General features: G+C 56.1%; 8 protein-coding genes and 1 pseudogene. 1 reads left to right on the forward strand and 8 read right to left on the reverse strand.

All coding sequences use genetic code 11. The annotated features are described in order from the left end of the window. Nucleotides 1-33 precede the first annotated feature (33 nt). The 8 genes from P6U31_RS30220 to P6U31_RS30255 all read right to left on the reverse strand — a co-directional run bounded on the left by P6U31_RS30220 (nucleotide 34) and on the right by P6U31_RS30255 (nucleotide 11,133). Nucleotides 34-879 carry a gamma-glutamyl-gamma-aminobutyrate hydrolase family protein gene (locus tag P6U31_RS30220; RefSeq protein WP_407185328.1) on the reverse strand — a complete coding sequence of 282 codons (846 nt, stop codon included), beginning with the start codon at nucleotides 877-879 and terminating at the stop codon, nucleotides 34-36. Between the two features lie 148 nt (nucleotides 880-1,027). Further along, nucleotides 1,028-2,317 (reverse strand): serine hydrolase domain-containing protein, encoded by a 1,290-nt coding sequence (locus P6U31_RS30225; protein ID WP_407185329.1) that lies wholly within the window; start codon nucleotides 2,315-2,317, stop codon nucleotides 1,028-1,030. A gap of 109 nt (nucleotides 2,318-2,426) precedes the next feature. After that, nucleotides 2,427-4,031, reverse strand: coding sequence for an ABC transporter substrate-binding protein (locus tag P6U31_RS30230; RefSeq protein WP_407185330.1), 1,605 nt, complete (start codon nucleotides 4,029-4,031; stop codon nucleotides 2,427-2,429). 1,014 nt (nucleotides 4,032-5,045) lie between these two features. Beyond that, entirely contained in the window at nucleotides 5,046-6,071 is a 1,026-nt protein-coding gene (locus P6U31_RS30235; protein ID WP_407185331.1) for an NAD(P)-dependent oxidoreductase, read from the reverse strand. 506 nt (nucleotides 6,072-6,577) lie between these two features. Then, a complete protein-coding gene (locus P6U31_RS30240) occupies nucleotides 6,578-7,567 on the reverse strand; it encodes a M24 family metallopeptidase (RefSeq protein WP_407185332.1) in 990 nt (329 codons plus the stop codon). After that, nucleotides 7,485-7,745, reverse strand: a complete 261-nt coding sequence (locus tag P6U31_RS30245; RefSeq protein ID WP_407189990.1) for an aminopeptidase P family N-terminal domain-containing protein — start codon at nucleotides 7,743-7,745, stop codon at nucleotides 7,485-7,487. Before P6U31_RS30245 ends, P6U31_RS30240 begins: the two co-directional genes overlap by 83 nt. 630 nt (nucleotides 7,746-8,375) lie before the next feature. After that, entirely contained in the window at nucleotides 8,376-9,059 is a 684-nt protein-coding gene (locus P6U31_RS30250; protein WP_407185333.1) for a hypothetical protein, read from the reverse strand. 484 nt (nucleotides 9,060-9,543) lie between these two features. Next, nucleotides 9,544-11,133: an ABC transporter substrate-binding protein gene (locus tag P6U31_RS30255; protein WP_407185334.1), complete on the reverse strand. Its 1,590-nt coding sequence runs from the start codon at nucleotides 11,131-11,133 to the stop codon at nucleotides 9,544-9,546. 681 nt (nucleotides 11,134-11,814) lie between these two features. Here P6U31_RS30255 and P6U31_RS30260 point away from each other — a divergent pair. Continuing rightward, a pseudogene (locus P6U31_RS30260) lies at nucleotides 11,815-13,143 on the forward strand (CapA family protein). Nucleotides 13,144-13,491 lie beyond the last annotated feature (348 nt).

The raw sequence follows: 13,491 nt of genomic DNA on the forward strand, positions 1-13,491 counted from the left end.
TCCCACTTTGGCTGGCCCAGCTTCCAACCTAGGTCACTTGTCATCGCCCCTCGCCGCTCGCCCGAGCGGAAGCAATTCAGCGGACGCAATGCGACTGGCAGATGATCTGCCGCTAGTTCCTTTGCTAGCAGCCCTCTCTGCCGCGTGGGCCCGAATGGCGTCTCCGAACGCGCGGAAAATACGCGCGGACGCTTCGTCCGACTTCACCCAATATTCGGGATGCCACTGGACGCCCACGGCGAAGGCCCGGGCATTGCGCACCGAGACTGCTTCAACCGTCCCGTCTTCGGCAACCGCCTCGACCTGAAGGCCCGAACCTAATCGGTCGACTGCTTGGCGATGAAGAGAGTTCACATGAATTTCACCAGCACCAACTATTCCCGCGAGGCAGCTACCGGACGTGATCGTCACCGTCTGGCGGATGGCAAATCGCTCGTCTCGGCTTTCGCTCTGTGGGCCCAGATGGTCAACCGAGCCTGGACGATCTTGGATGTCGGTCGCCAGTGTACCGCCGAGAGCGACGTTCAGTTCCTGGATGCCGCGGCAGATGGCAAGCAATGGAACCCCATGGACGATCGCTTTTTTGATTAGGGGCAACGTAGTTGAATCGCGTGCAGAGTCATAGGGGCCGTTTGCTTCAGTCGCATCCCCGCCGTAGAGCGAGGGGTGGACACCTGACCCAGAGCCCGTGATCATCACCCCATCGACAACGTCGAGGAGTTGGTCGAGTTCAAGCCGGTCGCCAAAGGAAGGGACCAGCAAAGGAAATACGTTGGCCGTGGCGATCGCCGCCTCGAGGTATTGTTGTGGCGCCGCGTGCCAGAGATAGTTGTACAGTTCCCGGACGTCTGTCGAGACGGCGATTAGCGGCTGTTTCATCTTCAGTCTCCGAATTGTGCGGCGGCAACCGCGCCATATTCTGTATCTTCGCTTTGTCCCACTTCAGCGATCCTTCGGTTTGCATCCCTGATAGGGATGCCTGGCGAAGAAGCCGCAATGACGAGGCGACAACTCCTCGTTCTGCCAGTTAATCGCGCAGCATTCGCCCCAGTGCCAGCATCTGGGGCACGCTAATCACGTCGTTGTAACGGGCCGGCGCCAGAGGGTGTGACGCAAAGCGCGCGATCACCATCTCGGCCTTCGGTGCGACGTAAATACGCTGGCCGTATAAGCCACGTGCTTCGATCGCGCCCAATTCGTTATGCGGAACCCACCATTGGCTACGATACGAGTAGCCAATGGCCGGAAGCTTAGCCGGATGGTCGCCTTCTTGAACGTCATGGACCACGGATGCGGGAATCAGCTGCTTACCGTTCCATTCGCCCTCACGCCGGATCAACTCGCCAAAGCGCGCTAGGTCGCGCAGCGTCGCATACAGGCCGCCGCCGGCCAATGGCAACCCGATCGGGTCGACGATCACGTAGCCATCTTCCTCGCAGCCAAGCGGCGACCACAGGCGCTCGTGCAGCAGTTGCGCAAAGGAGCGGCCGGTCACACGCGACATGACCCAGGCCATCACTTCGGTGTTGATGCTTTTGTAGGCGAAGGCTTCGCCGTGAGTACCTTGCTTGCGCACGGTCCGCAGGTAATCGCAAGCGGTTCGCGGCCCGCCGTAGCTGTCCGGTCGCGGCCGCCGGCCGCTGGCGATCCTATACGCCCAGGCGTCGCTGGAGCGATCGCCGGGAGCGTACTCCTCCGTGTGCGCCAGACCGGTCTGCATGTCCATCACCTGACGCAACGTGGCATCCTCCCACGCCGTGCCCCGCAACTCCGGCAGGTAGTGCGGGATCATCTTCGCGTCGTCGAGTACGCCTTCGTGCACGAATGCCGCCGTCAGCGTACCCGCGTACGACTTCGTGACTGAGTAGCACGCATGCGGCAGCTGCGACTGGAGCGCGCCGAAGTAGCGCTCGTAGACGATGCGCCCGCGATGCAGCACCACGATGCCATCGGCGTAGGTGTCGAACAGCGCCTCGTCGAAGCGGCGAATGCGGCCATCCTTATCTGCAAACGTGAGCGCGTCGATCTCGGCGGATTTGTCGCTGCGTTCGAACTGCGAAGGCATGCCCTGCCCACGCCACACGTTTACCGTCGCTACGAGCTCGCGCATGTGCGACAGCGACCAACGGTTTTGCGGGAAATCGAAATAACTATCGCTCTCGAACGTGATACGCCTATCTTCGGGCGGCGGCGCACCACGCATCCAGCCAAGTTCACGCGGATCGGACGCGCGGCCGTCGAGGTAGCGCTTGCCCTCAAACTCCAGCATGCTCTCTTCCACGTCGCGGAGAGGCACACCTAATTCAACGCCGGTCATAAGCTTGCTCCAGATCCAGTCTTTAGGAAGATGCAAACAACAGCTCGCGAGCGCGGCTCCTGAACACCGCTCGTAAATTCTGCAAGCTAGGTAAGTGGCAGTTGTGCCGTCAGATCTTGTACATGCTCCACATAGCGGTATTCCCCGGCATCTCGATCAGGCCGGTGAGCGTCTTGCGCCGCGCGATTGGCGAAACATACTGACCCAGCAGAATGTCGCCGACAAAGTCCCACCACACGCGCTGCATCTGGCGGGCCAGCGCTTTGCGCTCGTCGAGCGTTTCGACATCGGCCCATTTGGCTCGAAGAGTCTCATACTCTTCGTTACTCGGCCAGCCGTACCAGCCCCTGTCGCTATTCGCGGTCATGGCAGGACTGCTCAGCGGATCGGTGCGGGAGAAGATAGATTCAGATGTAATGAAGATACTCCAGCCGCCGTTCTCGACGGGGCCTTTGTTAGTACGGCGGGTGGCGACCCCGCCCCAGTCGCTTGGCGCGAGTTCGGCATTGATGCCAATCTTGCGCAGCGCGGTCGCCAGAAGCTGTGAGGCGTTGCTTATGAACGCAATATTCGTTGGTTGTAGAATGATGATTTTCTCGCCTGCATATCCAGCATCCTTGAAGAGCTGCTTGGCCGTTTGCGGATCGCCACCCTTCTTGTACCACCCGGTATTTTCGTCATTGGAATAGGTCGTTCCATTTCCGAATATCGATGTGACGGTTTGGAAGTATTTTGCATCGCCGATCGCGGCGTGCAAGACGGCCTCCTGATCGACAAGGTGAAGCATGGCCTGACGCGCCCTCACATTGTCGAACGGCTTCTGCAGACAGTTCATCCGCAGGTGCAGCATCGAACCTGTTTTGTTCAGAACCTGAAGTGCAAGGCTGGGATCACCATCAATCACTGAAAACAAATCGGTGGAGGCGAGTTCGCTGTAATCGATTTCGCCCGCCTGCAAGGCCGCCAGAGCAGTCTGCTCATCGGCGATATTGTCCCAGATGACGCGGTCGGCCTTGACGATCTTACCGCCGGCGAACCCGTCAGCCGGTTCACTGCGCGGCACATAATGTTCGTTACGGTCATACGTGAAGCTCGCCCCCGGCTTGGCAAGAGCATGATTGAATTTGAACGGCCCTGATCCGATATTCGCGGTCACCTGCTCGGTTGCCGCCCGTTCCGCATCCTTCTCGCGCATGATGTATGGATTCGGTGACGAATATCTCCCGAGGATCTCGATCAGAGCCCCCAGCGGCTCCTTGAGCGCGATTGTAAAGGTTTTATCATCCCTCTTAGAAATGTCCCTCACCCGAGACATAAGCAGCTGTCCGCCAGTATTAACCTGAGTCCAGCGACGGATCGAGGCAACACAGTCCGAGGCCGTCACAGGGGTGCCATCGTGCCATCCCAGACCATCGCGAAGCTCGAACGTGTAGGTTTTCTTGTCGTCGGAAACGCCCCACTTTCCCACCATTTGCGGCTGCGACATGAACTTGGAATCGAGCGCGAACAGCGTGTCGTAAACCGCAAGGCCATGATCTTGAGTGATATTAGCCGTAGTAGTGATGGGATCAAAGACGCGGAGGTCCCCGGCCTTCACCATACGAACCGTGCGCGCGGTGGTGGAGGCTGCCTGTGCCCGCCGGATCGAAGGCGTCCATAGAGCGGCCCCGGCGGCCAAGCCCGTCTTCAGGAGGCCGCGTCGCGAGATTGTCACGTTCTATTTCCTTTCTGGGCCAGGCAGCGCACGACCCACGTCATTTGCTGGATGAAGAGCAACAGAGTCTGCGGCGTTGAATGTCGCCAGAACACTGCCGGATCCTTTTCTGCAGTCTCATGATATTGATGCTGCAGCTCGATCCTGGTCCGCTAGCTTCGAATTGTTCCCATTTGGCACCTGCGACAATCTTATTGCAGGTTCTCTTCAGGCTCACCCCAATTCCCAGCCTTTGGGTGCAAAAACCTGACCAACTCGCGTGAATTTTGCAGGATTTCTGCGGTCACACTTGTTTGGTTCAATGGCGCCGGGAAGTAACCAGTGTATCGCAAAGCGCCTGAGCGATGGCAGCGGCCGCCATCATACCGCTGCGGACGCAGATGGACTGCTCTTCAACGTCAACATCGTCCCTGCGCACTGAGGGGCGGGTTCGCGTCCGCAGCCAAGTGCGTTTGATCTCCTGGTTTCAAAATCGACTTCGGCCAATGATCATCACCGCGGCGCTGCAGACTGCCGAACTAGTGGCGCCAGACGAGATCGTCCGATGGTCCCACTAAGCCTTCTTTCAAAGCCACCCACTCGCCCTTGGGCAACTACAAAGCCACTGCGTTCCTTGGCCGGGGCGGCGGGACGCCGAAGCCGTGCGCCTTCAGCCGCGCACTCAAGATAACACGGATGATAGGACCGCGAAGTCGCGCTCGACCAGGGCGACAACACGCATTTGAGTGTCCAGCGCCCGCTGGCAAAGTCCGCTGCCGTGCCCCCCGATTCAGGAGCCGATTCAGACGGGGCCAGGCCTTTTCGCGCGAAGCGTTGTCCCGGCGATTGGAGGCATTGTCGTTGAGGCGGTTGAAGTCGTGGCAGCGTCCCCGCTTAATGCACTGCTCAACCTTCTGCCGATGCCTGCATTTTCCCTTTTGAAGCGCATCTCGGACCACTTTCGCCTGAAACACTCGTCGCGCAAAATTTTCGGGCGAACGGTACATCGTGAATCGATCAAGATCGTGCTGGCAGCTAGTAGCCCAAGTCTAGGCTAACCTCCCGAGTGAGCGGCTTACCCGTCGCAAACTCTACTAGGCTGTGCGTGCCCCACTGAATATTTCGTTGAAGAACGTCATCGGCGTTTGCGGCCTGCCCATCAGAGCCGATCACATTCGGGAGCTCGTGAATCTTCAAGCGCGAACCCGATCCGGCCGGAAAGGTCCGCCCAAACCCATAGCTCCACCAGACGTCTGCTGCGTATCCGCGTAAACGCCCGGACGTAAGTGCTTCATAGAGTGGTTTCTCTTGTGTCAGGTTTCCGCGCGAAACATTGACCAAAAAGGCAGATGATTTCATAGCTTGTATCTCTACCTTGCCAAAAAACTGATTGGTTTCCGGTGTTGCCGGCATTGCCAAAACGACATAATCGCTTTTCGCAAGCACGACATGCAGTTCGTCCATTCCGTGCATCGAGTCTACGTACTCCACCAGCTTCTCTTTGTTGCGGCGGACTCCGAGAACATGCATATCGAAACCATTTGCGTGCTTTGCAATGCGGGCGCCGATGTTTCCAACCCCGATTATTCCGATTGTACGACCGTGTAACATCGCCGACCGAGACTCGTTGGCATACAGAGGAAAAGGTTTATTACGGGCTTGCAGCAATTGTTGCTTAAGCAACGCTCTCTTGGCGAGAGCAAGTACGAACATCATCGCCTGTTCCGCGACGGCAACTGCATTGGCACCGCGAACATTCGCAAGTTTAACGCCGCGCTGTTTAAACAGAGAAAGCGCCCCCATCTGGCGGAGATCATCAACGCCCGAATGTAGCCAAGAAAACACCTTGAGCTTTTCTGCAATTTCCAACAGACCCTCTGGGACGCTGAAGCCGATCATCGCATCGGCGTCTGCGGCCAGGTCCTTTGCGTCTGAGTATGCGCAATCGAAACGAGAAAGATAATCCCCCTTTGGTGCTACCACCTCTGTGGAAGGCGGCATCGCGCCCCTGATATAATTGACCTCATCTTCTGTGGCGTACCATAAACAGAGTACCTTCATGATTCCCCCGACATAATTCTAAATTGGCTGACGTATCGAGGAGCTGGATTCAAGTCAGATCCTCATAGAATTTATTTTACGGTGAAGATGACGCTCGCGCATGGCAGCGTTGAGGATGCAGTGTGAGACCTGCTGGTCCAAACCGTTTCAAGGCACGTTTGCGTTTCCGGGCCTCCATAGTCCTTCGAGGTTGGCATTCGTCCAAGCACGCTACTCGGGCCGCATACATCGCTACGCAACTTTGAGCGAAACAAATTGCCTTACTTTCTCCACACGTAGCACGGAACTTTATCAGCCGTTCTCCTGCGATTGTTCTATTGATAATCATGATGACGATGGTCATCATCAAACAGTCGGCACCACACCATCAACCTTTGACGGAGCTCTCACCGGTACAGGAGCGGCGACAGCGGCGTAGGGGCACCTTGGAGAATTCGGTGACGCAGTTTATTTCCTTTTTGCGAGTCAGATCTATTTCTGTTTTTGAAGTGGGAACTTCATACGCGTTAAATTTCGAAAAGCTTCGGGGGTACAGCGCTTAGTGTTTCAACGCCAGACTCGGTGACACGAATAGTTTGGCTAAGCACATATCCGAAGTCCCCTTCCCTCATCATCCAGTTGCTCAGAATGAGATGGAACGTCATATTCGGCTTTAGCTCTGTCTTGTCTAGCTCGTTGAGGCTCGCCGTCTGTTCTACCCAATCAATGCCTACGGCATAACCACATCGGGAGACCTTGCTGAATCCTCGCTTCTCAATCGCCCGGTAGGCCGCTCCGGCGACGTCGCTGCAGGTCGCACCAGGCCGCACTGCATTTAGCGCGGCCTCTAGACCTGCACGCTGCGCCTCATGTACGCGACGCAGATGATCGGAAGGTACGCCAATCGAGAAGGTGCGCGAGAGCGGTGCCGCGTAAGCATAGCGGAAGCCGGAAAGTTCAAGATTGACGTGAGTACCACGCTCTATGGTTTCTTCGGTCCAACAAATGTGAGATGTAGCCGAACGCGGGCCGGCGTTTAAGAAAACGTGGGGAAGGCTGGTGCCCGCCTTGCCGTTGACCCCACGTGCCAGCGTCGCCAGGAGCTCGGCGACCACATCAGGTTCGCGTACACCAGGCCGTATCACTTCTTTCGCACGCATAATCGCCGCATCGGAAATAGCGGCAACTTCCTTCATGACAGCAATCTCGAGATTGGACTTGACCGTCCGAACCCACGTCACCGTCCTATTCACGTCGATTATTCTTGCTTGCGGCAACCGTCTCTTGAACTTCTCTGCTGCTCGCGCAGGCAGCTGATACCCTTCCAGTCCCACGCCACTTTTTGCTAGACCGGCATCGTGGAGGAAATCGATCACCGCGTCGTAGACATCCGTATCTGGGTTGCCCACAAGTTTTTCCGGATAGATCACCATGCTAGCGCGATCCAAGAAGCTCTGATAAATGGCTGCAGCCGCATCCATGGGACGTACGATAAACGTCGGCTCTTCTTTGTGCATTGAAACTGCATTGCGGGGCGGACGACCGGCCCAAGAAACCTGTGAGATAAGTAAGGTTGCCCGGGTTGCTTACGAAAAGCGCCTCGACGTTTAGACGAGCCATTTCTGATTTTACCGCGGCAACTCTTCGTAGGTACTCTGATCTTGGGAACGCCTGTGGCCCTTTGGTGAGCGTCATTTCTTTACCCCCGTTGCGTTTTAGGTTTTTTAGTCCGCGAACCTTGACGTCCCGCGCCGGCGCTTGCGTTGTGTGCACCGCGGTGAGTCTGTCTGTCCTTGGGACGTTACGAGACGCCTTAAGATCGCCTGCCTCGTTCACCGTCGACACGTTGAATTTTCGACCTGAAATAAGGAGTCAATCGACCCGACGCGCTTTAGCTCCTCGGCGCTGGCAATCGTTAAGCGATCTAATCTGCCGGTCTCCCCGGCGGCAGGGCCACCGCCTCTAGCTCGCGTACGATTTCTCCTCATTACTGATGCGGTGCGCATTGTGGGCACTCCTGCCGAGAACAACATCACTAGGCGAATCAGGTGCACAAGCGGGGCCGAAGCAGTTGCCGATAGAGACAGTGCTTGAAGTGGTAAGAGAGGCGCACCATTTTGGCCTTCGCGTCAATTTCCGGATAATTTTTTGCAGCTGCCCCAAATCGGGGCAACTAACAGCTGGGGCTCTACGCGGATACGACCAATTGCCGCACAAGCATCCGCGTCATTACGTGGCACGAGTAACAGATCTCGGCTTCGGTCTCTTCGACCTGGCGAAGGTCAGGTCCGGGTCGAGGCATGGCCTCCACCCGCCAATCGGCAGCTAGCCAGCCGCTGCCATAAGGAGGGCTGCGTTGAGTGCGGCATCATAGACCGGCAGCCCCGTCGCCGACCTTATTCGAGGCGAGACTCGGGCAAAAAACGTACATTCGCATAGAATAGCCGCGACGTCTTCGCGCTTGCGGACACGTTCGATGATAGCGTCAGTATCGGAAAGGGCATCCGCGACACGGATTTGTCCTTTCTGAGCCCACATGTAGGCGTAGGTTTCCGTACCTTCCAATCCTTCAATGACCAACCTCGATGTATCTTTGATGCTCAGCGCTGCCATTATGCCAGCATCCAAGTATCGCGAGTCGTAGGTAAGTACGGCAACCTTCTTATTTGCAGGTACGTTGGATAGCAGCATTGGAAGCAAAAGAAGACTTGAAGTAGAGACGGGCACCGATACGGCATCTGCAATTGCCTGCTGGTAGCGCACCGTGAAGCCGCAATCACACGTGATTGCATCAGCTCCTTCCTGTACCAACTCCCGAGCGGCCTTGGCGTATTCATCTGCGCACTTCGGATCACCTGGGACGACATTGCTGGTCCAAGCTGTTGGTATACGTCGCAGGATTGGAGACCTTTTGTAACGTCTCGGGTCGGCAAGGCCTTGACCAAAGTCTGGATCAACCCCGTCGTAGACGCCATTGTTCGATAGGCACAAAACACCAAGAGTTTTCATGTGTTTCTCCTTCAAGTCGTCGTGGTAGTTTCTTGGGATCACTGCCTCTGAGAGGCCATCCTTCACGCGGTAAGCCCCTGGCAACAATAAAATGCCTATCGCGCCGACATCGAAAACATGGATCCCCTCTCCGCAGGCGGAGATCAGTAGAAAAACCTTCGCTCCGCTCTGTTGAGGTGCTTGCCGTCGGCATAGGTGTCGAACAGCCCCTCATCGAAGTGTCGGCACGCTTGTCCGTTAAGGTAAGCGGATCAATTTCCGCGGAACGTACATCCAGCCAAGTGCGCGCGGATCGGAAGCGCGGCCGTCAAGGTAGCGCCCGCCCCCGAACCCAACCACACCTTCCTTTCCGTTGCCGACAACTGCACGCAGTCCGTGTTCTGTCATGAGCCCGCCCCGCACTTTTCGACCCTTCTTGTCCTGACGCTTGCTGGCGCGCGTCTAGTCAGAGGCGCGGTACACGTGAAGGATGCAGTCCTCGCGCTCATGCCTTCTGCATGTTCCACATCGGACTCCAATCAATTAGACCAATGAGCCCCGTGAGTGTTTTACGGCGGGCGATCGCTGAGAAATAGTGCCCCAGTAGTATCGAACCAGGATTGTCCCAATACGCCCGTTGCATCTTGCGAGCCAAAGCTTGCCGCTGCTCGAGCGTCTCCAGATCCGCCCAAGTCAATCGTAAGGTCTCATATTCATCGTTCTTCGGCCAGCCATACCAACCATTTTCTCCGTTCGCTGGCATGACGACACTGAAGAGGGGATAGCTGTGAGAGAAATCCGAATCAGCCGTAATGAAGATACTCCATCCGCCATCCTCAACCGAACTCTTCTTTGCTCTGCGCGCGACGACCCCGCCCCAGTCGCTCGGTGCAAGCTCGGCATTGACCCCGATCTTCCGCAGCTCAGCCGCGAGAAGCTGAGAGGCATTGCTCAGGAAAGTTATGTTCGTGGGCTGGAGAATGACGACCTTCTCGCCAGCATATCCAGCCTCCTTGAACAGTTGCCTAGCCTTTTCCGGATCGCCACCCTTCTTGTACCATCCGGTATTTTCATCATTTGTATACGGCGTATCATCTCCAAACCAAGAACGAATGCTGTTCGTATAATTCGGATTGCCGATCGCGGCACGCATAAACGCTTCTTGATCCACCAAGTGAAGCAAGGCCTGACGCGCCTTTAGGTTATTAAATGGCTTCTGAAGACAGTTCATGCGCAGATACAAGTCTTGCCCTGACTTGTTCAATACTTGCAGCGCAAGATTTGGATCACTTTCGATCGCAGGATAAAGATCGACAGGCGGCGATTCGATGTAGTCCACCTCGCCAGCCTGTAAGGCCGCGATGGCCGTTTGCTGATCACCGATATTGCTCCAAATTGCGCGATCGACCTTAACGATTTTCCCGCCGGCGTATCCATCGGCCGGCTCCTTGCGTGGTACGTACCTGTCGTTGCGATCATAGGTGAAGCTCGATCCTGGCCTGGCGAGAGCTTCATTGAATCTGAACGGACCTGATCCGATATTCGCTGTGACCTGCTCGGTTGGGGGACGATTGGCATCCGCTTCACGCATCATGAATGGTCTCCACAGGGCCTCGATTAAGAGCCCAAATGGTTCATTCAGCACGATCCTGAAGGTTTTCTCGTCGATTTTGGAGATGTCACGTGCCCGCGACATCAGTAACTGGCCACCAGGCTCAACGGGAGCCCAACGACGAATCGATGCCACACAATCGGCGCTAGTCACAGGAGTGCCGTCATGCCAACCCAGACCATCACGGAGCTCGAATGTCCAAGTCTTCTTATCCTCCGAAACGCGCCACCTCTCAACCATCTGGGGTTGGTACCTAAACCTCGAGTCAGGAGCGAACAGCTTGTCATAAATGGCAAACGCATGATCACCGGTGATGATCGCAGACGAGAACACTGGGTCGTAGGCACGGAGGTCACCAGTTTTGACCATACGGACGGTCCGCGCGGCACTTGGTGTTGTCTGCGCCATCAGGATTGACGGAATCGAGCAACTCGCTCCGGCGACAAACCCAGCTTTGATGAAGTCACGTCGAGAACTTGTCATGCCTCGTTCCCCCTAATCAGCCTTGTTCGCATCCAACTGCTGAATGATACCGACACGCTGGGCAGCCCCGAAGTCTCGCTGCTTTGGATGATTTGGCGATTTGCGCGAGTTCCGGCCTTGTTGATTGAACCATATCGATGTCGACTGCAGTTTTCTTGCAAGTCGAGCCTAAGGCTGCAGGTTTCCGACTCAATACGCGGGAATTCTGGCCTAAGTCAGCAGCTGCCGGTTGCGCCAGTGCAACAAGTCATCGCCGCGATTACCTCAAAAGCCGCGCATCGCGACCACGCTCAATTTCAGTTCACGATAGAGACCAGAACCGGTAGGTGTAAGTTGCGGATGGTGTGCTAGCGCAGCATCGGTATGACCTGTCAATAGTATCGAATCTGGTCGAACTGAGCCAATGTGGTGGAGAGCGTAGGAATGTATCCAGGACATAGACATTGCAGCGCGCGACCGGCTATGCCGAGATGAGAGCTGGTATCGCCGATCCCGTTAAGGATGACGGGTTGGCTCGACAGCGCAGGGCCTCGAACGAGCAACCTAACTCGCGTTGGAAAATGAACGAAGATCTAGTTTCGACGCCGTCCTTGTGCGCAGCGCCGCTCCCTCTCGGACGAAATGGACGTGAATTGAGTTTATGATAGCGGGAGTGGCGGCTGGGCCGTACAACTTTGCAACATGGAGGTCACCTCCGCAATTGAGGCAGGTAGCCTATTCGATCTCGTCGGCTCGACTGAGACAAATGTAGTGGACGGCTTCACGTTGGCTGCGGTTGGCGATGTCATGATGAGGCGCCCCCATACTGTTGTTCAAGCATCGAGCCTTGATCCGGTCTCCACGAGCAGGACGCCGATGTGCGTTTTGGGAACCTTGAGACAAATATAACAGATCAAGGACCTCGAAGGGGGGCCCGACCGTCAACGGGGATGCCTATCACGTTTCGACAGCTACCGTGGCGCCGGATTTGAAAGCCATTGGCTTCAACATGATGGCACGTGCGAATAACCATACCTACGACTGGGGAATCGAAGGTATGCGAGAAACAACCGAAGTGCTCGACCAAGTTGGTATCGTGCACGGAGGTGTAGGCGACAATCTAGCGGAGGCTGCGGCCGCTCAGTATCTGGAGACTAGTCGCGGGCGCGTCGGCCTGGTCTCGTTAACAGAAAGTTTTCCGCCCGCCTCCCGGGCTGCCGATGCAGCAGGGCAGGCGCCAGGCACGCCCGGCCTAAATGCGCTTCGCCTAACACGAGTGGTTAATGTACTGCCAGAGATGCTGGAGAACCTGCGCCAGATCCGCGACGCGTTACCAGGACCGATAACGCAAGATGCCAACTCAAATGAGGTTGTTCTAGCTGGCACCGTCTATCGTGCGGAGAGCGGGCCAGGTTACAGCTTCACACCGAACGCACGCGACGTGGAGACGATATTGCGGAACATCCGCGAGGGCAAGCAATCTTCGGACTTTCTAATTGTGGCTAGCCACGATCATTCGCCCGGCAACTGGAGCGAGGTGCCCGCAGATTATGCACAGGCGTTTGCACACGGGGCGATCGATGCCTTCTTGGGCCATGGACCACACATCTTACGCGGGATAGAAGTCTACAGGGACGCCCCATCTTTTATAGCTTAGGCAACTTCATCTATGACAATCTAAATGCTGTCGAAGGTGCAGATTACTTTGAATTTTACGACTTGGACCCCAGGAAGCATACAGTACCTGATTTGATTGCCACCGCTATGAAAACTTTCGCCAACCCTGATCATTATGAAAGTATTATAGCCGTAAGCCGATTTAAGAAAAATCAGGTGATCGAAGTGCGTCTTTTTCCGATCGAACTGAATTTCACTAAGAGGCTCGCCGATCGCGGAGTGCCGCGCCTTGCGCCGCCTCCGCAAGGACGCGTCATTCTCGAACGTCTCTAAAGGCTATCGGAGCCTTTCGGCACGCATATCGCCATAGAGGGCAGTGTCGGCGTGATACAGCTTTGCTCGGATGCGCCCTAAGTCGAGTTAAGCGTGAACTCCGCTGTCGGCTTTGAGACGGCGGCCCTACGAACGTCGCGGTGCTTTACGGACCTCCCGGCAGTCGATCTGTATCTATGGTCGGCATCGCGATTATATTTTCGTCCGCGAGGAAACCTTCAAGAAATCAAGAAATGAGCGGAGTCGTTCTTTCAGATTCGGCTCGTTCACATGAACACAGCCCGTCGGCCGCAGGCATGGCGTTGCCATCTATGCGCATTCCAAAGATGAAGAACAGGTGTTTCCAACAGTGATGACGGATGCTTCCGACGGTGATTCAGATTCGGAGGTAAACACGGACGATGAGTGAACTCGAACTGACTCCTCGAC

The organism is Bradyrhizobium centrosematis (assembly GCF_045571495.1).
GTDB lineage: Bacteria > Pseudomonadota > Alphaproteobacteria > Rhizobiales > Xanthobacteraceae > Bradyrhizobium > Bradyrhizobium centrosematis.

Excerpts from the sequence above, each read along its gene's own strand:
- P6U31_RS30220 (WP_407185328.1), bottom strand. The coding sequence starts at position 879 with ATGAAACAGCCGCTAATCGCCGTCTCGACAGACGTCCGGGAACTGTAC.
- P6U31_RS30225 (WP_407185329.1), bottom strand. The coding sequence starts at position 2,317 with ATGACCGGCGTTGAATTAGGTGTGCCTCTCCGCGACGTGGAAGAGAGC.
- P6U31_RS30255 (WP_407185334.1), bottom strand. The coding sequence starts at position 11,133 with ATGACAAGTTCTCGACGTGACTTCATCAAAGCTGGGTTTGTCGCCGGA.
- P6U31_RS30245 (WP_407189990.1), bottom strand. The coding sequence starts at position 7,745 with ATGACGCTCACCAAAGGGCCACAGGCGTTCCCAAGATCAGAGTACCTA.
- P6U31_RS30240 (WP_407185332.1), bottom strand. The coding sequence starts at position 7,567 with ATGCACAAAGAAGAGCCGACGTTTATCGTACGTCCCATGGATGCGGCT.
- P6U31_RS30235 (WP_407185331.1), bottom strand. The coding sequence starts at position 6,071 with ATGAAGGTACTCTGTTTATGGTACGCCACAGAAGATGAGGTCAATTAT.
- P6U31_RS30250 (WP_407185333.1), bottom strand. The coding sequence starts at position 9,059 with ATGAAAACTCTTGGTGTTTTGTGCCTATCGAACAATGGCGTCTACGAC.